The organism is Pseudomonas sp. G11-1 (assembly GCF_024031555.1).
In the GTDB taxonomy this organism is placed as follows: domain Bacteria; phylum Pseudomonadota; class Gammaproteobacteria; order Pseudomonadales; family Pseudomonadaceae; genus Halopseudomonas; species Halopseudomonas bauzanensis.
Genome location: NZ_QEYQ01000001.1, coordinates 846,259 through 868,238 on the forward strand (window position 1 = coordinate 846,259; position 21,980 = coordinate 868,238).

Consider the following 21,980-nt stretch of genomic DNA (forward strand, 5'->3'; position numbering starts at 1 on the left):
TAATGAACGCGTCTAACTCGTCCATTGCCGGCTCCAACGAACAGAGCGCTCGCACCGAAAGCGTGGCCGCAGCCATCAACGAGCTGGGCGCCGCCGCTCAGGAAATTGCCCGCAACGCGGCCGACGCCTCCAACCAGGCCAGCAACGCCAGCGAGCAAGCGGAAGATGGGCGGCAGGTCATGGCCAGGACCATTCAGGCGATGACTGCGCTGTCCGATACCATCAATACCTCGCGGGAACAGATCGAGACCCTGAATACCAGTACCGAGGACATCAGCCATATCCTCGATGTGATCAAGGGCATTTCCGAGCAGACCAACCTGCTGGCACTCAACGCCGCAATCGAAGCTGCCCGAGCCGGCGATGCGGGTCGCGGGTTTGCCGTGGTGGCCGATGAAGTACGTAATCTGGCCCACCGCACCCAGGAGTCCGCCGAGGAGATTCACCGCATGATCACCACCCTGCAGCAGGGCTCCCAGGAAGCGGTGAATACCATGCACGCCAGCCAGGCATCCAGCGTCGAGAGTGTCGATGTGGCCAACCAGGCCGGCGAACGGCTGGGCACCGTGATGGAGCGGATCGTCGAGATCGACGCCATGAACCAGTCGGTGGCAGCCGCCACCGAGGAGCAGACCACCGTGGTCGAAGCGCTGAACATGGATATCAGCCAGATCAACCTGCTCAACCAGCAAGGCGTGGCGAACCTTCAGGAAACCCTCGGCGATTGTGATGCCCTGTCCCATCAGGCCGGCAGGCTCAAGCAGTTGGTGGACAGCTTCAAGATCTGAGCCAGCTCAGCGCCCTGCCCGCGGCTGATTCCAATTGACGGGCAGGGTCAGCCAGCGGCTGATAGGTGCGGAAAACAGATAGCGCAACTGCAGCCGCTGGGCGATGGCCAGCGCGAGCAGCGGCAGCAACAGGCCGCCGGCCACCCCCGCCACGGCGTGCAGCAGGAACGAATCCACACCACCGACCTTGAGCAACACACGCACGCCGCTGCCGGCCAGGATATGCATCAGATAGATCGCCATGGAAGCCGTACCCAGATAGGCGACAAATCCCAACGGCCGGCGGGCGGACCAGCAGCAGAGCGTTACCACAGCCGCGATCGAGAGCAGCGCCAGCAGCAGCGACAACATTCCCCGATCGGCATAATGCAGTTCCAGCAGACCATGGAAGCCGTATTGGGCGGCCGCGAACAACCCCAGCATGAACAATACCTGCCAGCCAGACGCAACCATTCCACGCACCTGGTCCGCATAGAGGATACCCAACGCGAAAAACACGAAATTATCCGCGATATAGCGCAATGCCACGACTTCTGGCAGCAGCGGCGGGAATAGATAAAGCAGCGCCGCGATCACGACTACTGGCAAGATCGAGCGCCGGGACAGGCTGAACACCGCAACGGCCAGCAGAAAGCACAGCAGCAAGGCATACAGGAACCAGAATTGCGCCCGCGGCGCCCATAGCAGCGCAAACACCTCCGCATAGGTGACCGCGCCGTTGGTGTAATCGGCCAGAGCAGCCTCGATCAGCCCCTGGAGAATGGACCACAGCACATAGGGGTAGAAGATGCTGTCGAGCTTGCTGAACACCATCCCACGGGCGCCCTTTGCCGCCAGCGATTGCCGGAAGAATAGCCCCGCCAGAAAGAAGAACAACGGCATGTGAAAGCTGTAGACAATGCTGTCCGACAGTTGATAGAAGGTTTCCGGCATGGGAATTCCGGCGCTGTGCAGCCCACGCAATACATGCCCGTATACCACCAGGACGATACCCAGTGCCTTGGCGTGATCCACCCAGAGGTCCCGATTCTCCATCACCGTCTCCCATCAGGCGCATAATGTCGCAGCCACCGAGCATAGCGCCGTGCGCCGATCGGCCACCTATCGAATGGCTAATGCTTTATTCGGGGTGGGCAGATTATTTATGTCAGACCATTCACCAGCCCGGAACGGCTTGCCGGTTATCGGCAACTGCATGACACTGTGCGGCAACTTTTCCGTGGTGCCTTCGGGTTCCGCAATGCATTCCTGCCAAGGAGATCTCCATGAGCGACATCCGTTTTGAAGACAAGGTGGTCATCGTCACCGGCGCCGGTGGTGGCATCGGCCGCGCTCACGCACTGCTGTTCGCCAAGCATGGCGCCAAGGTTATCGTCAACGATCTGGGTGGCAGCACCCAGGGAGAAGGCGCCAACAGTGAAGCGGCGCTGAAAGTGGTCGAGGAAATCAAGGCCGCCGGCGGGACCGCGATCGCCAACCCGGACAGCGTGGTGGACGGCGACAAGATCGTACAGTGCGCCATGGACAACTTCGGCCGGGTCGATGTGGTGGTCAACAATGCCGGTATCCTGCGCGACAAGAGCTTCGCCAAGATGTCCGATGCCGATTGGGACCTGGTGTACAAGGTGCATGTCGAAGGGGCCTACAAGGTGACCCATGCCGCCTGGAACCACATGAAAGAGCAGAACTTCGGCCGTATCATCTTCACCGCGTCCACTTCCGGCATCTATGGCAACTTCGGTCAGGCCAACTACGGCATGGCCAAGCTGGGGCTGTATGGTCTGACCCGCACCCTGGCCATCGAAGGCCGCAAGAACAACATCTTCGTCAACGCCATCGCCCCGACCGGTGGTACGCGCATGACCGAAGGCCTGTTCCCGCCCGGTGCGTTCGAGAAGCTCAAGCCCGAGCTGGTCAGTCCGCTGGTGGTCTACCTGTGCTCCGAGCAGTGCCAGGAAACCTCCAGCCTGTTCGAAGTCGGCGGCGGCTGGATGGGCAAGGTGCGTTGGGAGCGTTCGCTGGGCATCGGCTTCAATCCGGATGAAGGCTTCAGCCCGGAAGATGTACAGGCCAATTTCGACCAGCTGTGCAGCTTCGAGAATGCCGTGCATCCGAAGGACAACATCGAAGCACTGAAGGAACTGATGCAGAATATCCAGAAGTTCAGCTGAGAACGTCCTGCCTCTGACCCATTTTTTGCCCCATTTTGGGGCAAAATGGGCATTTCGCTTTCAACCCGTTGCGTTCGCGGAGTAGAATCCAGCGCTTTATCTCTGGCCACCGGCCCAGGACCCGAGCGCATGAAGATCATCACCGTCAAGAACTACAACGAGCTCAGTACCACCGCCGGCCGGATCATCGCGGACCTGGTAAGCAGCAAACCCCGCTGCACCCTGGGGCTGGCCACCGGCAGCACACCTCAAGGTACCTACCAGTATCTGGTCGAACGCTACCGGGCAGGTGAGATTTCCTTCAAGGAAGTACAGACCTTCAATCTGGATGAATATTGCGGTCTGCCGCGCAGCCATCCGGAAAGCTACTTCCGCTTCATGCACGACAACCTGTTCAGTCACATCGATATCCAGCCGGAAAACCGGCATATCCCCTGCGCCGAAGGGGGCGATCTGCAGAGCCAGTGCGACGCCTACAACGCCCTGCTGCGCCAGGCGACAGTCGACCTGCAGCTACTCGGCATCGGCAGCAATGGCCATATCGGCTTCTGCGAACCGGGCACGCCCTTCGAACGGGAAACCTTTCTCACCCTACTGGCCGAGAAAACCCGACAGGATAATCAGCGCTTCTTCAATTCCCTGGAGGAGGTGCCCACCACGGCCATCACCATGGGCATCAAGAACATCCTGGAAGCACGCTCCATCCTGCTGATCGCCAGCGGCAAGGCCAAGGCCGAATGTATCAGCCAGATGGTCAACGGCCCGGTCACCGAAGCTGTCCCGGCCTCAGCCCTGCAGCGTCATCCGGATACGACCATTATTCTCGACGAAGAAGCCGCTGCGCTGCTGTAGTCGCGGGACGGTTCTACCGCAACGACCCGGCAAGTTCCAGCAGCGAAAAACCGGCACCGACTACAGCGATAACCAGCAGAAACCCGGCGGAGAGGATCGAGATGATTCGCCGATTGCGCTGGAAGATCCCACCCTTCATTACCGCAATGTAGGCCACCAGAATCAGCAGATCGAAAACGATCCACAAGGCAGTAAGAATCGTCAGGCTCAATCCCGCGCCAGCGGTGATGCCGATGAACTGTGGAAAAAAGGCAATGAAGAACACAATGTCCTTCGGATTCGAGATCCCGACCAGAAAACCGTTCAGCATGGGATATTGCCGCCGGCTGGCAGCAGGGGTGGCAACTCTATCCGCTACTGCTGGCGTCACGGCAAATTCGCTGCGCAATGTTGCGCAGGCGACCCAGCCAATAAAGACACAACCCAGCAGACTGACCCAGCGCAACCAGAGATCATTGATCGATAGCAGCCCGGAAATCACCAGCGCCGCACTGCCGATGAGCAGCAACGACGCCAGGTTGGTGCCCAGCACGGTACGCAAGGCGTGACGAAACCCAAACCGGGAAGCATCGCTGATGACCAGCGCAACAACCGGGCCGGGCGTCGAAATCAGCAGCGTGATAGTCGCCAGGTACATCAGTAACAGCGGGTAATTCATGCAGTTTCCATCCCCGCATCATGGCTATGAGTCGGGCGCGACCCGGTCGAGCGCGCCCCGCCCCCGTCGCCACCTTCTCAGACGTAAAACGCCTCCAACGGCGGGAAGCCATTGAACTCGATCGAGCTGTAGCTGGTGGTGTAGGCACCGGTGGACAGCCAGTACAGCCGGTCGCCGATCGCCAGATTCAGCGGCAGGCCGTATTTGTAATTCTCATACATGATGTCGGCGCTGTCACAGGTCGGGCCGGCAATGACGGCTTCTTCCAGCTCGCCGCGCTTGTCGGTCCAGATCGGGAACTTGATCGCCTCGTCCATGGTTTCCACCAGGCCGGAGAACTTGCCCACGTCGGTGAATACCCAACGCTCCAGCGCAGTATGGGATTTGCGCGAGACCAGCACCACCTCGCTGACCAGGATACCGGCGTTGGCAATCAGCGAACGCCCTGGCTCCAGAATGATTTCCGGCAGTTCGTCACCGAAATCTTCCTGCAGGAAACGGGTGATTTCCTCAGCATAGGTCTGCAAGGTATTGGTCTTGGTCAGGTAGTTGGCCGGGAAGCCGCCGCCCATGTTGATCATCTTCAATACGATGCCGTCTTCTTCCTTCAGGCGCTCGAAGATTACCTTGACCTTGGCGATAGCCGCATCCCAGGCGCCGATGTCGCGCTGCTGCGAGCCGACATGGAAGGAAACGCCATAGGGGTCCAGGCCCAGCTCCTTGGCCAGTACCAGCAGATCCATGGCCATGTCGGTCTGGCAGCCGAACTTGCGCGACAGCGGCCAGTCGGCGGTGGTGGATCCTTCGGTCAGGATGCGTACATAGATCTTCGAGCCCGGCGCGGCCTTGGCGATGTTGCGCAGGTCAGCTTCGGAGTCGGTGGCATACAGGCGTACGCCCTTCTCATAGAACGCGCGGATGTGTGCCGATTTCTTGATGGTGTTGCCGAAGCTGATCTGTTCCGGCTTGACGCCCAGCGCCATCACCTTCTCCAGCTCATAGATGGAGGCGATATCGAAATTCGAGCCCTTGTTCTTCAACAGGCTCAGCACTTCGTTGGCTGGGTTGGCTTTGACGGCATAGTAGATCTTGCCATAGGGAAAGCCCTCGACCAGCTCGTCATAGGCGCGGTCGATGGTTTTCAGGTCCACGACCAGAAAGGGGGTTTCATGCTGATCAGCACAGGCACGGATACGGCTGAAGGTATCGCGGTCAAAATATTCGTCGAGCTTGATGGTCATGGCGTCGGCTCCAAAGCATAAGGTCTGGTGTCGGGCCGCGTGGGGACATTGGGATCAGCTGCAGGGCAGACAGGCGTACCTATCCCCTGGTCAGGAACCAGGACGAGGGACGCCTTCCGTAAGCGACTCTGAACGCATAGCCAACACACAACCCGGGGGTGCGAACGTCTGATCAGTATCCCCACTTTGGTTCGCCTACTTCCCAAGGCGTGCGCCGAAAGCAATAAGTCCGCTCCCCTGGGGAACCGGTCTTGCTGTCTCGTCGTCAGTACTTGAGCCGTATGGATCGTGCCAGCCTCAACGTTCGGTGCGCACCATAAAACCAAGCGAGTTCGCGGTCAATAGGTTGAGGCTGCTCATATGCAATAATCCATCGTGGGTGATGTTCGTGGCCCACTCAGCAGAGGAATTTCCGACATGCGGGACGCACCCGTTCACAGTCCAAGCCTGGCAGCAGATGATGACATTCATGATGTAATCATCATCGGAGGGGGCATCAATGGCTGCGGCATCGCCATGGATGCTGCCGGGCGCGGTCTGAAGGTATTGTTGTGCGAACAGGATGACCTGGCCTCGGCCACCTCCTCGCGCAGCAGCAAACTGATCCACGGCGGGCTGCGCTATCTGGAGTTCTACCAGTTCCGCCTGGTCGGCAAGGCCCTGGCCGAACGTGAGGCGCTCCTGCGCAACGCGCCGCATATCATCTGGCCGATGCGTTTTCGCCTGCCCCATCGGCCGCACTTGCGCCCGGCCTGGATGATCCGCCTCGGATTGTTCCTCTATGATCATCTGGCTCGCCGCGAAACCCTGCCCGGCTCCCGCGGCCTGCGCTTCGACCAGACCAGCCCGCTGAAACCGGAAATTGTTCGCGGCTTCGAGTATTCCGATGCCTGGGTCGATGATGCCCGGTTGGTGGTGCTGACCGCGCGGGCCGCTGCCCAGCGGGGCGCCCGCATTCTGCCCCGTACCGCCTGCGTCGATGCCCGGCGCGCCGACGACCTCTGGCAGGTGACACTGGAGGACCGCCAGAGCGGTCAGCGCCGCAGCTACCGCAGCCGGGCACTGGTCAATGCCGGCGGCCCCTGGGCGGCTGACCTGCTGGAGTCGGTCATCGATACACCGATCCGGCGCCCCCTGCGCCTGGTCAAGGGCAGCCACATCGTGGTGCCGCGCCTGCATGCCGGGGAAGAGTCCTACATCCTGCAGAATGAAGATAACCGCATCGTTTTCGTCATTCCCTATGAACAGGATTACTCCCTGATCGGCACCACCGACGTGGACTACCAGGGCGACCCCGCTGCAGCTGAGCTTTCAACTGAAGAAGGCAATTACCTGCTGCATGTGGTGAACAACCACTTCCGCCAGCAACTGACCCGGCGCAATATCCTCTGGAGCTATGCCGGCGTCCGGGCGCTGTTCGACGGTGAGGATGGTGCGGCCCAGGCTGCGTCCCGGGATTACCTGCTGGATGTGCATGCCCAACACGGCCACCCGCCATTGCTGTCGATACTCGGCGGCAAGATCACCACCTACCGCCGGCTGGCGGAGGAAGCCACCGACCAGCTCTGCGAGCTGCTGCACAGCCCGGCGCGGGCATGGACCCGCGAGGCGACCCTGCCCGGCGGCGACTTCCGGGATCAACAGACATTGCTGGCCGACCTGCAGAAGCTCTATCCCTGGCTACCCGACGCGACAGCCCGACGCTTCACCCGCAGCTACGGTACGCTCACCCATGAACTGCTGAACGGCTGCCGCAGCATGGATGACATGGGCCGCCATTTCGGTGCCGATCTGTACGCCCGGGAAGTGCATTATCTGATCCAGACCGAGTGGGCCACCACGGCCCAGGATGTGCTCTGGCGCCGCTCCAAGCTGGGCCTGCATATCCGCTCCAGCGAGGCCGCGGTGTTGCAGGACTTCATGGATATTCGCAGCAAGTGGCGCCCCACCTGAGGGCGCCGCATGCCGCCCTGCCCGACACCTACGGGCCAGCGCGGGCGCACCAAATCCACTCGCCCCATCACCCGCTGGCACTGAAAGGGCGCGCAGCCAGCCTGTCCACCCACTCCAGACGACCCGGTAATCAGGTTATCTAACCCGCTGCTATGCATTGATTTTATTAATATTTTTTAACCCATAAAATTATTTTCCGCGGTTGGCACGCTCCCTGCTGAACACCTCTTGCATACAAGACGGTATTCAGACGCACGGGAGGTTCAATGTCGCAGCAAACCGGATGGACGCTCGAAGAATGGCGCCAGGCCTATCGAAATAGATCCATAACCCCCTCTGGCGCCCTGCACAATCTGCGCGCTCAGCTGCATAGTGGGGACCCGGCATGGATTCACGTGGTCTCCGGCGCCGAACTCGATGCCCAGCTCAATGAGCTCGACGCCCTGCCCGATGCGATCAATCTACCGCTGTACGGTATTCCCTTCGTGGCCAAGGACAACATCGACGTGGCCGGACTGCCGACCACCGCCGCCTGCCCGGCCTTCGCCTATACCCCCAGCCAAGATGCCACCAGTGTCGCCCGGTTGCGCGCGGCCGGGGCCATCGTGCTGGCCAAGACCAACCTCGACCAGTTCGCCACTGGCCTGGTCGGTACCCGTTCACCCTACGGTGCGGTGCCCAACAGCTTTAACCCGGACTATGTATCCGGTGGCTCCAGCTCCGGTTCGGCCGTCGCGGTCGCCCGTGGCCTAGTGCCGTTCAGCCTAGGCACCGATACCGCCGGCTCTGGCCGGGTGCCCGCCGGCTTCAACAATATCGTCGGGCTGAAGCCTACCCGCGGGCGCTTCAGCACCAACGGTGTGGTTCCCGCCTGCCGCAGCCTGGACTGCGTCTCGGTATTCGCGCTGAACGTGGCGGACACCGAGGCGGTGGCCGCAATACTCGAAGGCTTCGATCCTAGCGACAGCTATTCGCGCAGCGCGACGCTGCCGGCCAGCCCCATGGGCGAACACCCGCGCTTCGGTATTCCCGCCAGGCCGGAATGGTTTGGCGACAGCCAGGCCGAAGCAGCCTGGGCAGCCGCCCTGGCCCAGCTGGGTGAGATTGGCGTGGAATTGCTGGAGCTGGACTTCAGCCCCATGCAGGAATTGGCGCAGCTACTTTACGGCGGGCCTTGGGTAGCCGAGCGCTACGTCGCCATCCAGGAATTCATCGGCGGGCATGCCGAGCAGATGAACCCCGTGGTACGCGGCATCATCGAGCAGGCTGGCCATTTCAGCGCCACCGACAGCTTCCGCGCCGAATACCGCCGCGCCGATCTGGCGCGCCAGATCCAGACCCTGATGCAATCGGTGGATGCCTTGCTAGTGCCCACTGCGCCGACCCTGCCGACCCTCGCCACCCTGGCCAGCAACCCGGTAGACGGCAACAGCCAGTTGGGCATCTGGACCAACTTCGTCAATCTGGCCGACTGCTCGGCCCTGGCCTTGCCCGCCGGTATCCGCGCCGATGGCCTGCCCTTCGGCATCACCCTGGTCGGCGCCGCCTGGCAGGATGCCGCCCTGGCCGAATTCGGCCGGCGCTGGCAGGCCCACGCGCCCTGGGCACTCGGCGCCACCGATCGCCGCCTGCCGACACCACCGGTCAGCAACCAGGTACCCGACGGCCATATACGCCTGGCCGTGGTCGGCGCGCACCTGCGCGGCATGCCGCTCAACGGGCAGCTGACCGAGCGCCATGCGCGCTTCGTCGAGGCGACCTACAGCGCAGGCAACTACCGCCTGTTCGCCCTGCCCGACACCACGCCACCCAAGCCCGGCCTGATTCGCTCGGCCAGCGGCGCACCGATCGCCGTGGAGCTGTGGGACATGCCGACCCATCTGTTCGGCAGCTTCGTCGCGCTGATTCCCGCCCCGCTGGGCATCGGCACACTGACCCTGCAAGACGGCCGCGAGGTCAAGGGCTTCATTTGCGAGGGTGCCGCTGTCGAGGGCGCAACCGATATCACTCACCTGGGCGGCTGGCGCGCCTATATCGCCTCGCGCGGTTGATAAAGGAATGACTCCAATGCTGCATACCGTACTCATAGCCAACCGCGGCGAGATCGCCGTGCGGATCGCCCGCACCCTGAAGCGCATGGGCATCAAATCGGTCGCGGTGCATTCCGACGCCGACCGCAACAGCGCCCATGTCAGCGCCTGCGATCAGACCATCAGCCTGGGCGGCAACAGCGCCGCCGAAAGCTACCTGCGCACCGACCTGATTCTCGCTGCCGCCCGCAACAGTGGCGCGCAGGCAATCATTCCCGGCTACGGCTTTCTCTCCGAAAACGCCGCCTTCGCCGAACAATGCGAAGCCGCCGGTATCGCCTTCTGCGGCCCGACACCGGAGCAGATTCGCCAGTTCGGCCTCAAGCACAGCTCGCGCGAAATCGCCGAACAGGCCGGCGTGCCGCTGACGCCCGGCACCGGCCTGCTTGGCTCGCTGGACGAGGCGCTCAGCGCTGCGGAGCGGCTGGGCTACCCGGTGATGCTGAAAAGCACCGCCGGCGGCGGCGGTATAGGCCTGACCCGCTGCGACGACCAGGCGACGCTGATCGACGCCTATGACAGCGTCAAGCGCCTGGGAAAGAACTTCTTCAGTGACAGTGGCGTATTCCTCGAACGCTTTGTCGACAACGCCCGGCATGTCGAAGTACAGATCTTCGGTGATGGCCAGGGCAGCGTAATAGCCCTCGGCGAGCGCGACTGCTCGCTGCAGCGGCGCAACCAGAAAGTGGTTGAGGAAACCCCGGCGCCGCAGCTGCCGGCCGCCACCCGCCAGCAATTACTGGACGCCTCGGTGAACCTCGGCAAGGCGGTCAACTACCGCTCCGCCGGCACAGTGGAGTACATCTACGATGCCGCCCGCGACGCCTTCTACTTTCTCGAGGTGAACACCCGCCTGCAAGTAGAGCATCCGATCACCGAAGCCTGCACCGGCGTCGACCTGGTCGAATGGATGATCCGCACCGCCAGCGGCCAACCGCCGACGCTGGACATCGACATCCAGCCCAGCGGCGCTGCCATCGAAGTACGCCTGTATGCCGAGGACCCGGTCCGCGACTTCCAGCCCTCGCCGGGAGTGTTAAGCGACGTCAGCTTTCCCACCAGCGCCCGCATCGATACCTGGGTCGCCACCGGCACCGAAGTGTCACCCTATTACGACCCGATGATCGCCAAGATCATCGTGCATGGCCGCGACCGCGCCGAGGCGCTCGGTAAGATGCGCGAGGCGCTCGACGCCACCCGCGTGGCCGGCATCGCCAGCAATCTGGATTACCTACGGCAGATCATCGCCACCGAGTTCTTCGCCCAGGGCGACGTAGCCACTAACCGGCTGGCCACCTTCACTTACCGCCCGCCGGTGGTGGAAGTCATCCAGCCCGGCACCTATACCAGCGTGCAGGATTATCCCGGCCGCGCCGGTTACTGGAGCGTCGGCGTGCCCCCGTCCGGGCCGATGGACGACTATGCCTTCCGACTGGCCAACCGCATCGTCGGCAACCATGCCGGCGCCGCAGGGCTGGAATGCACCCTGATCGGCCCGACCCTGCGCTTTCACAGCGATACGCTGATCGCCCTCACTGGAGCCCGCTCGGATGCCCGGCTGGACGGCGAAAGCGTGCCCTTCTGGGTGCCGGTTGCGGTCAAGGCCGGACAGGTGCTGGTCGTCGGCAAGGCCGAGACAGGCTGCCGCGGTTACCTCGCGGTGCGTAACGGCTTCGATGTGCCGGTGTATCTGGGCAGCCGTTCGACCTTCGTCCTCGGCCAGTTCGGCGGCCACGCCGGCCGTACGCTGCGGGCCACCGACATGCTGCCGATCAGCAATCCGCAGATCGTCGCCTGCACCACGCCAGCGCCGCTGTATCCACCCGCTGCCGCGCCAGCAGCACTGGTTCCCGACTATCCCAGCGAGTGGGAAATCGGCGTGCTCTACGGCCCGCACGGCGCCCCAGACTTCTTCACCGAAGACGCCATCGAGATGTTCTTCGCCACCGCCTGGGAAGTGCACTACAACTCCAATCGCCTGGGCATTCGCCTGAACGGGCCGAAGCCGACCTGGGCCCGCAGCGACGGCGGCGAAGCCGGGTTGCACCCGTCCAATATCCACGACACCGAGTACGCCGTCGGCTCGATCAACTTCACCGGCGATATGCCGGTGATCCTGACCAAGGACGGCCCCAGTCTTGGCGGCTTCGTCTGCCCTGTGACCATCGCCAAGGCCGAGTTGTGGAAGGTCGGCCAGGTCAAGCCAGGAGACCGCATCCGCTTCAAGCCCCTGAGTTTCGACCAGGCCCTGGCGATGGAACGGGCAACCGACCGCGCCATCGAGCAATTGGCCGAGCAGCCGATGCTCGCGCAGGCAGTGCAACCCCCGTCGGCAACCGGTCTGCCCGATTGCATCCTGGCCAGCCTGGCCGAGCACGGCGACCGACCAAGCGTCACCTACCGGCAGGCCGGCGATAAATACATTCTGCTCGAGTATGGCGCCAACGTACTGGACCTGAGCCTGCGCCTGCGTGTGCATGCGCTGATGGAAGCGCTCAAGGCCCAGCCCATTGACGGCATCATCGAGCTATCCCCCGGTGTGCGCTCTTTGCAGTTGAACTACGACAGCCGGATCATTCACCAGCATGTGCTGATCGACCGGCTGGTCGTGCTGGAAACCGAGTTGCCGGATGCCACCAGCCTGCGCGTACCCAGCCGCGTCATCCACCTGCCCATGGCCTTCGAAGACTCCGCCACCCTGGATGCCGTGGTCCGCTATCGCCAGTCAGTGCGCGACACCGCGCCCTGGTTGCCAAGCAATACCGAATTCATGCGCCGCATCAATGGTCTGGACAGTGTCAATCAGGTACGCGACATCCTGTTCAGCGCCAGCTATATGGTGCTCGGTCTGGGCGACGTCTACCTCGGCGCACCCTGCGCGGTGCCGGTCGATCCACGCCACCGCCTGCTGACCTCCAAGTACAACCCGGCGCGCACCTATACCGCCGAGGGCACGGTGGGCATCGGCGGTGTGTACATGTGCATCTACGGCATGGACTCACCAGGCGGCTACCAGTTGGTCGGACGCACCCTGCCGATCTGGAATACCTTCCTCAAGAGCCCGGCGTTCATCAACGGCGAGCCCTGGTTGCTGAAATTCTTCGATCAGGTGCGCTATTACCCGGTCAGCGAAGCCGAACTGGACGAACAGCGCGACGCCTTCCGCGAAGGCCGCCTGAGCCTGCGTATCGATGAGGGCTGGTTCGATCTGGCCGAGCACCAGGGGTTTCTGCACCACAACGCTGACAGCATCGCCGCCTTCAAGGCCAGCCAGCAAGCGGCATTCACCCGGGAGGTGGCGCTGTGGCGGTCCGACGAAGAGGCCCAGGTCGACGCCGCCCTGCAGGTGAATATCCAGAGCGGGCCGATCGAGGTGGACGGCCATGCGGTCACCGCCGATATCAGCGGCAATATCTGGAAGCTGCTAGTGGAGCCTGGCCAACGCGTGGAAGCGGACCAGCCGCTGCTGATCGTCGAGGCGATGAAAATGGAATTCGCCGTGCATGCCGATCGCAATGCCCGGGTCGGCGCCATTCACTGCGCGGCAGGCCGGCAGGTGAACGCCGGGGACCTGTTGCTGGTTCTCGAGGAATGAGCACCGTGCGCAGGCAGAACCTGACCGAGCGGATCTACCAGCAGTTGAAGCAGAGCATTTTCGATTTCCAGCTACTGCCCGGTGATCGATTTACCGAAAGCGAAATTGCCGCGCGCATGCAGGCCAGCCGCACGCCGGTGCGCGAGGCGCTGAGCCGCCTGCAGCGGGAGGGCTTCGTCGAGGTGTCGTTTCGCAGCGGCTGGCAGGTCAACCCCCTGGATTTCCAGCAGTTCGAGCAGCTGTATGACGTGCGCATCGTGCTGGAAATGGCTGCCGTCAAGCGCCTTTGTGCAATGGAACCAGCCCCCGACTTGAGCGCGCTCGAGCGCATCTGGCTGGTAGCAGCGGAAGACCGTTTGGAGCATGGCCCGACGGTCTGCAGCCTGGATGAGCGCTTCCATGAACAGCTGGTGGAAGCCTGCGGCAATACGGAAATGGCGCGCATTCACCACGACGTGACCGAACGCCTGCGCATCGTACGGCGCATCGACTTCACCAAGCGCCCCCGGATCGAGGCCACCTATGTGGAGCACGCCAACATCCTGCGCCACATCATCGAGCGCCGCAGCGACGAGGCGCAATGGCTGCTGAAAAGCCATATCGAGGACAGCAAGGCAGAGGTCCGGCGGATCACCCTGCACATGATTTTCCAGGCACGACACCAACCGAACAACAGCTACCCGCCACTGCAGGCAAATAGCTGAAACCAGAAGGCCCGGCGCAGGACGACCGGGCCCGGAGTGCTGCACCCGCTGTTCGAAATCGATTTTCACAGCTGTTGGACACGATCACGACAATGGAGATGGACACATGAAACTGAAGAAAATGGTCAAACAGGCCGGGGCGCTCGGCGTTGCCTGTAGCATGGCCCTGACCGCTCTGGCGGCGCAGGCGGACACCATCAAGGTCGGCGTACTGCATTCGCTGTCCGGCACTATGGCAATTTCGGAAACCACCCTGAAAGATACCATGCTGATGCTGATCGAAGAGCAGAACAAGAAAGGCGGTCTGCTCGGCAAGAAACTGGAGCCCGTGGTGGTCGATCCTGCCTCCAACTGGCCGCTGTTCGCCGAACGCACCCGTGATCTGCTTGAGCAGCATCAGGTCGATGCAATTTTCGGCTGCTGGACCTCGGTATCACGCAAGGCGGTACTGCCGGTCATCGAGGAACTCAACGGCATCCTGTTCTACCCGGTGCAGTACGAGGGCGAAGAATCCTCGCGCAACGTATTCTACACCGGCGCCGCGCCGAACCAGCAGGCGATCCCGGCCGTCGACTATCTGAAGGATGAACTGGAGATCGAGCGCTGGGTACTGGCCGGCACCGACTACGTTTATCCACGCACCACCAACCGCATCCTTGAAGCCTACCTGAAAGCCAATGGCGTGGCCGACGAAGACATCCTGATCAACTACACCCCGTTCGGTCATGCCGACTGGCAGAACATCGTCGCCGAGATCAAGCGCTTCGGCAGCACCGGCAAGAAGACCGCCGTGGTATCCACCATCAACGGTGACGCCAACGTCCCCTTCTACCGCGAACTGGGTAATCAGGGCGTGTCCGCCGAAGACATCCCGGTGATCGCCTTCTCGGTCGGTGAAGAGGAGCTGTCCGGTATCGACACCGCTCCGCTGGTCGGCCACATGGCCGCCTGGAACTATTTCATGAGCGAGGAAACCCCGGAGAACGCCGCCTTTATCAAGACCTGGCACGATTTCATCGGCGACACCGAGCGCGTCACCAACGACCCAATGGAAGCCCATTACATCGGTTTCAACATGTGGGTAAAAGCAGTCGAAGCGGCTGGCACCACCGACAGCGACAAGGTGATCGACGCCCTGGTTGGCGTGGAAGTGCCGAACCTGACCGGTGGTGTCAGCAAGATGCTGCCCAACCACCATATCACCAAGCCGGTGCTGATCGGTGAAATCCAGAACGACGGCCAGTTCCTCACCGTGTCGAGCACAGATGAACTGGTGCCCGGCGATGCCTGGTCCGACTACCTGGAAGGCAGCAAGAACCTGGAAGCCGATTGGACCGCACCGATCAACTGCGGCAACTACAACACCGCCAGCAAAACCTGCCTGGGCGCCCAGCCCGAGTAACCAGCAGACCGAACCGCTGGCGGCACTATCGCCAGCGGAATCCGCAGCAGCAGCCCATCGCCGCTGCGTTTGATTACTCCGAACCATACCAGGACCGCCGCTATGAACCCTCCTTGCCGCTTCACACCCCGGCATACCCTGCACGCCGTGCTGCTCTGGCTGATGTGCTTCAGCGCCCTGCCCCTGCACGCCAGCGCGCAATCCCCCGCGGCCCCCGCCGAAGCCCGGACGGGTGCCGTGCCTGCCGCGCAGCCGAGCTTCGAGCAACTGGTCCAACAACTGCCTGGCGGTAGCCTGCGCGACCGCACCGCCACCATCAACCAGCTGTCCAACCAGCGCGACGAACGCCTGGCCGACATTTTCAATGCCCTGCTGGCCGGTGAGCTGCTGGCCGACAAGGATACCCCGCCCACCATTGCCATACGCAGCGGCGAACAGCTGACCGATGCACTGACCGGTACCGCGCTGAGCGATAGCACCGGCTTGCGCCGGATTCCGGTCAACAACAACCTGCGCACCCAGCTGCGCGGCCAGGTGGCGCAGCTGCACCTCAACCACTCCGATACCGACAAGCGCTACGCCGCCGTGCAGCGCTTTATTCGTGATGGCGTCAATGCCGACACCGCTGCGCTGCTGCACGCGCATCAGGAGCTTGAAGAGTCCGATCGAGTGCAGGGTGCGATCACTACCGCACTGGCGGTGTACCGGCTGCAATCGGCCGACAGCGGTATTCGCCAGGCCGCCATCAATGAGCTCAGCGGCTCGCTGGAGCAGGAAGCGCGCAACGCCCTGCGCGGGATTGCCGCGAATGACGCCGATCCCGAGCTGCGCGCCGCCGCAGCGGAGGCCATCGAGTCCATTCAGGGACGCATCGGTTTCTACCGCTTCGTAGAAAATCTGTTCTTCGGCCTCAGCCTCGGCTCGGTACTACTGCTGGCGGCGATCGGACTGGCCATCACCTTTGGCGTGATGGGCGTGATTAACATGGCCCATGGCGAGTTGATCATGATCGGCGCCTACACCACCTGGGGCGTGCAAGTGCTATTTCCCAACCTGATCGAGTGGAGCCTGCTGATCGCCATTCCCGCGGCTTTTTTGATCACTGCCCTGGTCGGCATCGCCATCGAGCGTGGGGTGATCCGCTTCCTCTATGGACGGCCGCTGGAAACCCTGCTGGCCACCTTCGGTCTCAGCCTGGTGCTGCAACAGGCGGTGCGCAGCCTGTTCAGCCCGCTCAACCGTTCGGTGAGTTCACCCGAGTGGATCAGCGGCACGCTAACCATCAACCCGGTGCTATCGATCACCTATACCCGGCTGTACATCCTGATCTTCGGCCTGCTGGTGTTCTTCGCCCTGATGCTGGTGATGAAACGCACCGCGCTCGGCCTGAAGGTCCGCGCCGTCTCGCAGAACCGCGCCATGGCGCGCGCCGTTGGAGTGCGTTCCAGCTGGGTCGATGCACTGACCTTCGGCCTCGGTTCCGGCATCGCCGGGGTCGCCGGGGTCGCGCTGTCGCAGCTCACCAACGTCGGCCCCAACCTCGGTCAGGCCTACATCATCGACTCTTTCATGGTGGTGGTGTTCGGCGGCGTCGGCAACCTCTGGGGCACCCTGGTCAGCGCCATGAGCCTGGGGCTGATCAACAATTTCCTGGAGCCCTATGCTGGCGCCATGCTGGCCAAAGTACTGGTGCTGATCATGCTGATCCTGTTCATCCAGAAGAAGCCCAAGGGACTCTTCCCACAGAAAGGGCGGGCGGCGGCGGACTGAGGCTCGCCTGCCATCCACAGCCAATGATATCGAGAGGGAAGTATGCTAACCCAACGTCTATTACTCAGTGATCGCGGCGGCATGGTGGTGCTCGGACTGGTCGTCCTCACTGCCATCCTGGTGCCGATCCTCAATCTGGTGGTGCCCACCAGCTCACCGTTCTACGTGTCCAACTTCACCGTGGCGCTGCTCGGCAAGTTTCTCTGCTTCGCCCTGCTGGCCCTGTCGGTGGACCTGATCTGGGGCTACTGCGGAATTCTCTCGCTCGGCCACGGCGCCTTCTTCAGCCTCGGCGGCTATGGCATGGGCATGTACCTGATGCGCCAGATTGGCGATCGGGGCGTATACGGCCACCCGGAACTGATGGATTTCATGGTGGTGCTCAACTGGGAGTCGCTGCCCTGGTACTGGCAGGGCTTCGACATGTTCTGGTTTTCCCTACTGATGATCCTGCTGGTGCCTGGGTTGCTGGCCCTGGTGTTCGGCTGGCTGGCGTTTCGCTCGCGGGTGACCGGGGTGTATTTCGCGATCATCACCCAGGCCCTGACCTATGCGCTGATGCTGGCGTTTTTCCGCAACGAGATGGGCTTTGGCGGCAATAACGGCCTCAATGACTTCAAGGAAATCCTTGGCTTCGACCTGGCTGCCAAGACCACCCGTGTCGGCCTGTTCGTCGCCTCGGCCATTGCCCTTGTGCTCGGCTACCTGGCCTGCCGCTATATCGTCACCTCGCGTATGGGCCGGGTGATCGTCTCGATCCGCGACGCCGAAAGCCGCACCCGTTTCTGCGGCTACCAGGTGGAATCCTACAAACTCTGGCTGTTCGTCTTCTCGTCGATGCTGGCGGCTATTGCCGGCGCCCTCTATGTACCGCAGGTAGGCATTATCAATCCCGGCGAATTCTCACCGCTGAACTCCATCGAGATGGTCGTGTGGGTCGCCACCGGCGGGCGCGGCACCCTGTTCGGTGCCATCGTCGGCGCTTTCTCGGTGAACTACGCCAAGACCTTCTTCACCACCTTCTCGCCGGAAACCTGGCTGTTCATCCTCGGCGCCCTGTTCGTGCTGGTGACGCTGGTGCTGCCAAAAGGAATAGTCGGCCTGCTCGGCCATGTACGCCGCAAGGGAGACAAGTCATGACCCCACTCGATCGCCTGCGGGAAACCTGGCGCCGCGACCAGATCTTCGACTTCATGCTCCCCAAGCCGGAATTCGGCAAGGCGGTGGATACCAGTCACGGCCCGATTCTTTATGTCGAGGATGTCAGCGTCAGCTTCGATGGCTTCAAAGCGTTAAATAACCTCAACCTATATATCGACGACGGTGAGCTGCGGTGCATCATCGGCCCCAACGGCGCCGGCAAGACCACCATGATGGATGTGATCACCGGCAAGACCCGGCCGGATACCGGCAGCGTGTACTTCGGCCAGCGCATCGATCTGCTGAAGCTGCCCGAGCATGAGATCGCCCGGGGCGGCATCGGCCGCAAGTTCCAGAAGCCAACTATCTTCGAAGCGCTGTCGGTATTCGAGAACCTGGAGCTGGCCACGGCTTCGGACAAGCATGTCTGGTACACCCTGAACCACGACCTGAGCGCAGAGCAGCGCGACCGCCTCGATGAGGTACTGACGCTGATCGGTCTGACCCCGCAAGCACACCAGGACGCAGGCGCCCTGTCCCATGGCCAGAAGCAGTGGCTGGAAATCGGCATGCTGCTGGTGCAGAACCCGCGGGTGCTGCTGGTCGACGAACCGGTGGCTGGCATGACTGGCGAGGAAGTCGAGCACACCGCCCGACTGCTGACCTCGCTGGCTGGCCGGCATTCGGTGATCGTGGTCGAGCACGACATGGCTTTCGTGCGCTCCATCGCGCGCAAAGTCACCGTACTGCATCAGGGTTCGGTGCTGGCCGAGGGCAGCATGGATCAGGTACAGAACGACCCGCGGGTCATCGAAGTCTATCTGGGGGAGTGACATCGTGCTGAGCATTCAAGGCATCAACCAGTTCTACAACCAGAGCCATATCCTCTGGGATCTGGACCTGGAACTGAAGGAAGGCACCTGCGGCTGCCTGCTGGGCCGCAACGGCGTCGGCAAGACCACGCTGCTCAAATGCATCACCGGCCTGTTGCCGGTAAAGGACGGGCAGATCCTGTTCAATGGCCAGGACATCACTCGCCTGAGCACCGAGAACCGCGCCCGCGCCGGCATCGGCTACGTGCCCCAGGGCCGCGAGATATTCCCGCTGCTGAGCGTCGAGGAAAACCTGAAGATATCCCTCGGCGCCCGCCCCGACCGGGCCAGGCAGATTCCGGAACAGATCTACCAACTGTTCCCGGTGCTCAGGGAAATGAAGCATCGCCGCGGCGGTGATCTCTCTGGCGGCCAGCAGCAACAGTTGGCCATCGGCCGTGCGCTGGTGCTCGACCCCAAGCTGCTGATCCTCGACGAGCCGACCGAAGGCATCCAGCCGAATATTGTCCGCGACATCAGCGATGTGATCCGCAAGCTGAATAGCGAACTGGGTTTGACCGTGTTGCTGGTGGAGCAGAAATTGCCCTTCGCGCGCCGCGCCGCCGATGATTTCTTCATCATGGAGCGCGGGCGCGCGGTGGCAACCGGACCGATGGCGACGCTGGATGACGAACTGATCCAGCGGTATCTGACGGTGTGAACTGATTCCGCGGCGAGGCCATGGCGGATTTAAATTTTGTCTTGCTCCGACTAATCGGCCACAATATGCGCCGATCCCATGACCCTCGCCCGGAGCCGACCGGCACGCCGCCGCCTCCCCGCCCCAGCACGAACCGAACAGGCAACATGTCCAATATCGAGAAAGAAGTCGCCAAGCGCCGCACCTTTGCCATTATTTCCCACCCCGATGCGGGTAAGACCACCATTACCGAACGCTTGCTGCTGATGGGCAAGGCGATCGAGGTGGCCGGCACGGTCAAGTCGCGCAAGTCCGACCGGCATGCAACCTCGGACTGGATGGCGATGGAGCAGCAGCGTGGCATCTCCATTACCACCTCGGTCATGCAGTTCCCCTACCGGGACCATATGATCAACCTGCTCGATACCCCCGGCCACGAGGACTTCTCGGAAGACACCTACCGTACCCTGACCGCCGTGGACAGTGCCCTGATGATGATCGACGGCGGTAAGGGCGTGGAGCCCCGTACCATCGCCCTGATGAACGTCTGCCGCCTGCGCGACACGCCCATCATCAGCTTCGTCAACAAGCTCGACCGGGATATCCGCGACCCGATCGAACTGCTCGACGAGATCGAAGAGGTGCTCAGCATCAAGGCCGCGCCCATCACCTGGCCGATCGGCTGCTATCGGGAGTTCAAGGGCGTCTACCACTTGGCCAACGATCGCATCCATGTCTACACCCCCGGCCATGGCCACGAACGTACCGAGGACAAGATCATCCAGGGTCTGGACAGCGACGAAGCCCGCGCCCTGCTCGGTGACATGTATGACAACTTCGTGGAAGAACTGGAGCTGGTCCAAGGCGCGTGCCACGACTTCGATCCGGAGGAATTCATGGCGGGCAAGTTGACCCCCGTGTTCTTCGGTACCGCGCTGGGCAACTTCGGCGTCAGCCATGTGCTGGATGCCTTTGTCGACTGGGCGCCGGCACCACTGCCGCGCATGAGCCAGGAGCGTGAGGTCAAGCCCACCGAGGAAACCTTCAGCGGTTTCGTATTCAAGATCCAGGCGAACATGGACCCGCGCCACCGCGACCGCATCGCCTTCATGCGCGTGTGCTCGGGCAAGTACGAGCAAGGCATGAAGATGCGCCATGTGCGCATCGGCAAGGACATCAAGATCGCCGACGCCCTGACCTTCTTCTCCAGCGACCGGGAACGCCTGGAGGAAGCCTGGGGCGGCGATATCATCGGCCTGCACAACCACGGCACCATCCAGATCGGGGACACCTTCACCGCCGGCGAGAACGTCAGCTTTACCGGCATTCCGCACTTCGCGCCGGAACTGTTCCGCCGCGTGCGCCTGAAGGACCCGCTCAAGTCCAAGCAGCTGCGCCAGGGCCTGCAGGAGTTGGCCGAGGAAGGCGCGACCCAGGTGTTCTTCCCCGAGCGCAACAACGACATCATCCTCGGCGCCGTCGGTGTGCTGCAGTTCGATGTGGTGGCCAGCCGCCTGAAAGAAGAATACAAGGTGGAATGCATGTATGAGCCGATCAACGTCTGGTCGGCCCGCTGGATCGAGTCCACCGACAAGAAGAAGCTCGCGGAATTCAGCAGCAAGGCCACGGACAACCTGGCCGTGGACGGCGGCGGGCACCTGACCTATCTGGCACCGACCCGGGTGAACCTCAGCCTGACCGAGGAGCGCTGGCCGGAAATCCGGTTCAACGCCACCCGCGAACACCACTGATCTGCCCGTACTGAATGCGGCCCGTTGAACAGAGCCTGCTCGTCGAGTGATCGACGGCGGGGCGGCAAAGTCGCCCCGCTTTCCATTATTCAGAACAGACCGGACTGTACCGGGTCATCGCCCGCCGCATCCCGCTGGGCGGCGGCCTCCTGTCTGGCCCGCAATACTCTTGCCTTGCGCGACTGGCACAGACGTACCACCTGTCGTTTCTGCTCGGTGGATAATTCCAGCCAATACAGGCGCTCATCCCGCGAGCGGAAGCAGCCCTTGCAGAAGCCCTTGCTGTTGACTTCGCAGACACCGACACAGGGACTGGGTATTTCAAAAAACTCAAGCTGATTTTTCATGTTTTT

General features: G+C 62.2%; 17 protein-coding genes. 13 read left to right on the forward strand and 4 right to left on the reverse strand.

The genetic code is table 11. From position 1 onward, the window contains the following. Positions 1–2: 2 nt before the first annotated feature. Positions 3–788, forward strand: a complete 786-nt coding sequence (locus DHB74_RS03920; protein ID WP_499161025.1) for a methyl-accepting chemotaxis protein — start codon at positions 3–5, stop codon at positions 786–788. A gap of 6 nt (positions 789–794) precedes the next feature. On the opposite strand, the gene DHB74_RS03925 is transcribed toward DHB74_RS03920, so the two are convergent. Continuing rightward, a complete protein-coding gene (locus DHB74_RS03925) occupies positions 795–1,823 on the reverse strand; it encodes an acyltransferase family protein (protein WP_051610781.1) in 1,029 nt (342 codons plus the stop codon). Positions 1,824–2,053: 230 nt separating this feature from the next. On the opposite strand from DHB74_RS03925, the gene DHB74_RS03930 reads away from it, so the two are divergent. Together DHB74_RS03930 and nagB are read left to right on the forward strand one after the other, a co-directional pair. Further along, entirely contained in the window at positions 2,054–2,959 is a 906-nt protein-coding gene (locus DHB74_RS03930) for an SDR family oxidoreductase (RefSeq protein WP_036989329.1), read from the forward strand. Positions 2,960–3,088: 129 nt separating this feature from the next. Further along, the gene (nagB, locus tag DHB74_RS03935) at positions 3,089–3,811 is read left to right on the forward strand and encodes a glucosamine-6-phosphate deaminase (protein WP_499160835.1); all 723 of its coding nucleotides are present in this window, start codon (positions 3,089–3,091) and stop codon (positions 3,809–3,811) included. 13 nt (positions 3,812–3,824) lie between these two features. On the opposite strand, the gene DHB74_RS03940 is transcribed toward nagB, so the two are convergent. Both DHB74_RS03940 and DHB74_RS03945 read right to left on the reverse strand, forming a co-directional pair. After that, positions 3,825–4,469 carry a LysE family translocator gene (locus DHB74_RS03940; protein WP_499160836.1) on the reverse strand — a complete coding sequence of 215 codons (645 nt, stop codon included), beginning with the start codon at positions 4,467–4,469 and terminating at the stop codon, positions 3,825–3,827. A 77-nt stretch (positions 4,470–4,546) separates the two neighbouring features. Then, positions 4,547–5,710, reverse strand: coding sequence for a type III PLP-dependent enzyme (locus tag DHB74_RS03945; RefSeq protein WP_036989320.1), 1,164 nt, complete (start codon positions 5,708–5,710; stop codon positions 4,547–4,549). Positions 5,711–6,127: 417 nt separating this feature from the next. On the opposite strand from DHB74_RS03945, the gene glpD reads away from it, so the two are divergent. The 10 genes from glpD to DHB74_RS03995 all read left to right on the forward strand — a co-directional run bounded on the left by glpD (position 6,128) and on the right by DHB74_RS03995 (position 21,627). Continuing rightward, entirely contained in the window at positions 6,128–7,663 is a 1,536-nt protein-coding gene (gene glpD, locus DHB74_RS03950) for a glycerol-3-phosphate dehydrogenase (RefSeq protein ID WP_136868849.1), read from the forward strand. A gap of 266 nt (positions 7,664–7,929) precedes the next feature. Next, entirely contained in the window at positions 7,930–9,714 is a 1,785-nt protein-coding gene (gene atzF, locus DHB74_RS03955; RefSeq protein ID WP_499160837.1) for an allophanate hydrolase, read from the forward strand. A 16-nt stretch (positions 9,715–9,730) separates the two neighbouring features. Then, a complete protein-coding gene (gene uca / locus DHB74_RS03960; protein ID WP_499160838.1) occupies positions 9,731–13,348 on the forward strand; it encodes an urea carboxylase in 3,618 nt (1,205 codons plus the stop codon). Further along, positions 13,345–14,052 carry a GntR family transcriptional regulator gene (locus tag DHB74_RS03965; RefSeq protein WP_036989310.1) on the forward strand — a complete coding sequence of 236 codons (708 nt, stop codon included), beginning with the start codon at positions 13,345–13,347 and terminating at the stop codon, positions 14,050–14,052. Before uca ends, DHB74_RS03965 begins: the two co-directional genes overlap by 4 nt. A gap of 106 nt (positions 14,053–14,158) precedes the next feature. Next, positions 14,159–15,454 (forward strand): urea ABC transporter substrate-binding protein, encoded by a 1,296-nt coding sequence (urtA, locus tag DHB74_RS03970; RefSeq protein WP_074777694.1) that lies wholly within the window; start codon positions 14,159–14,161, stop codon positions 15,452–15,454. A gap of 102 nt (positions 15,455–15,556) precedes the next feature. Next, a complete protein-coding gene (urtB, locus tag DHB74_RS03975) occupies positions 15,557–17,224 on the forward strand; it encodes an urea ABC transporter permease subunit UrtB (protein ID WP_074777693.1) in 1,668 nt (555 codons plus the stop codon). 42 nt (positions 17,225–17,266) lie between these two features. After that, positions 17,267–18,364, forward strand: a complete 1,098-nt coding sequence (urtC, locus tag DHB74_RS03980) for an urea ABC transporter permease subunit UrtC (RefSeq protein WP_074777692.1) — start codon at positions 17,267–17,269, stop codon at positions 18,362–18,364. A 53-nt stretch (positions 18,365–18,417) separates the two neighbouring features. Then, a complete protein-coding gene (gene urtD / locus DHB74_RS03985) occupies positions 18,418–19,197 on the forward strand; it encodes an urea ABC transporter ATP-binding protein UrtD (RefSeq protein WP_074778693.1) in 780 nt (259 codons plus the stop codon). A gap of 4 nt (positions 19,198–19,201) precedes the next feature. After that, positions 19,202–19,897, forward strand: a complete 696-nt coding sequence (gene urtE, locus DHB74_RS03990) for an urea ABC transporter ATP-binding subunit UrtE (protein ID WP_036989304.1) — start codon at positions 19,202–19,204, stop codon at positions 19,895–19,897. A 146-nt stretch (positions 19,898–20,043) separates the two neighbouring features. Then, positions 20,044–21,627, forward strand: coding sequence for a peptide chain release factor 3 (locus DHB74_RS03995; protein WP_074777691.1), 1,584 nt, complete (start codon positions 20,044–20,046; stop codon positions 21,625–21,627). A gap of 89 nt (positions 21,628–21,716) precedes the next feature. On the opposite strand, the gene DHB74_RS04000 is transcribed toward DHB74_RS03995, so the two are convergent. Continuing rightward, positions 21,717–21,974, reverse strand: a complete 258-nt coding sequence (locus tag DHB74_RS04000; RefSeq protein ID WP_036989302.1) for a DUF1289 domain-containing protein — start codon at positions 21,972–21,974, stop codon at positions 21,717–21,719. Positions 21,975–21,980: the final 6 nt, after the last annotated feature.

Coding starts and splice junctions, on each gene's coding strand:
- DHB74_RS03920 (WP_499161025.1), top strand. CDS start 3: ATGAACGCGTCTAACTCGTCCATTGCCGGCTCCAACGAACAGAGCGCT.
- DHB74_RS03925 (WP_051610781.1), bottom strand. CDS start 1,823: ATGGAGAATCGGGACCTCTGGGTGGATCACGCCAAGGCACTGGGTATC.
- DHB74_RS03930 (WP_036989329.1), top strand. CDS start 2,054: ATGAGCGACATCCGTTTTGAAGACAAGGTGGTCATCGTCACCGGCGCC.
- nagB (WP_499160835.1), top strand. CDS start 3,089: ATGAAGATCATCACCGTCAAGAACTACAACGAGCTCAGTACCACCGCC.
- DHB74_RS03940 (WP_499160836.1), bottom strand. CDS start 4,469: ATGAATTACCCGCTGTTACTGATGTACCTGGCGACTATCACGCTGCTG.
- DHB74_RS03945 (WP_036989320.1), bottom strand. CDS start 5,710: ATGACCATCAAGCTCGACGAATATTTTGACCGCGATACCTTCAGCCGT.
- glpD (WP_136868849.1), top strand. CDS start 6,128: ATGCGGGACGCACCCGTTCACAGTCCAAGCCTGGCAGCAGATGATGAC.
- atzF (WP_499160837.1), top strand. CDS start 7,930: ATGTCGCAGCAAACCGGATGGACGCTCGAAGAATGGCGCCAGGCCTAT.
- uca (WP_499160838.1), top strand. CDS start 9,731: ATGCTGCATACCGTACTCATAGCCAACCGCGGCGAGATCGCCGTGCGG.
- DHB74_RS03965 (WP_036989310.1), top strand. CDS start 13,345: ATGAGCACCGTGCGCAGGCAGAACCTGACCGAGCGGATCTACCAGCAG.
- urtA (WP_074777694.1), top strand. CDS start 14,159: ATGAAACTGAAGAAAATGGTCAAACAGGCCGGGGCGCTCGGCGTTGCC.
- urtB (WP_074777693.1), top strand. CDS start 15,557: ATGAACCCTCCTTGCCGCTTCACACCCCGGCATACCCTGCACGCCGTG.
- urtC (WP_074777692.1), top strand. CDS start 17,267: ATGCTAACCCAACGTCTATTACTCAGTGATCGCGGCGGCATGGTGGTG.
- urtD (WP_074778693.1), top strand. CDS start 18,418: ATGCTCCCCAAGCCGGAATTCGGCAAGGCGGTGGATACCAGTCACGGC.
- DHB74_RS03995 (WP_074777691.1), top strand. CDS start 20,044: ATGTCCAATATCGAGAAAGAAGTCGCCAAGCGCCGCACCTTTGCCATT.
- DHB74_RS04000 (WP_036989302.1), bottom strand. CDS start 21,974: ATGAAAAATCAGCTTGAGTTTTTTGAAATACCCAGTCCCTGTGTCGGT.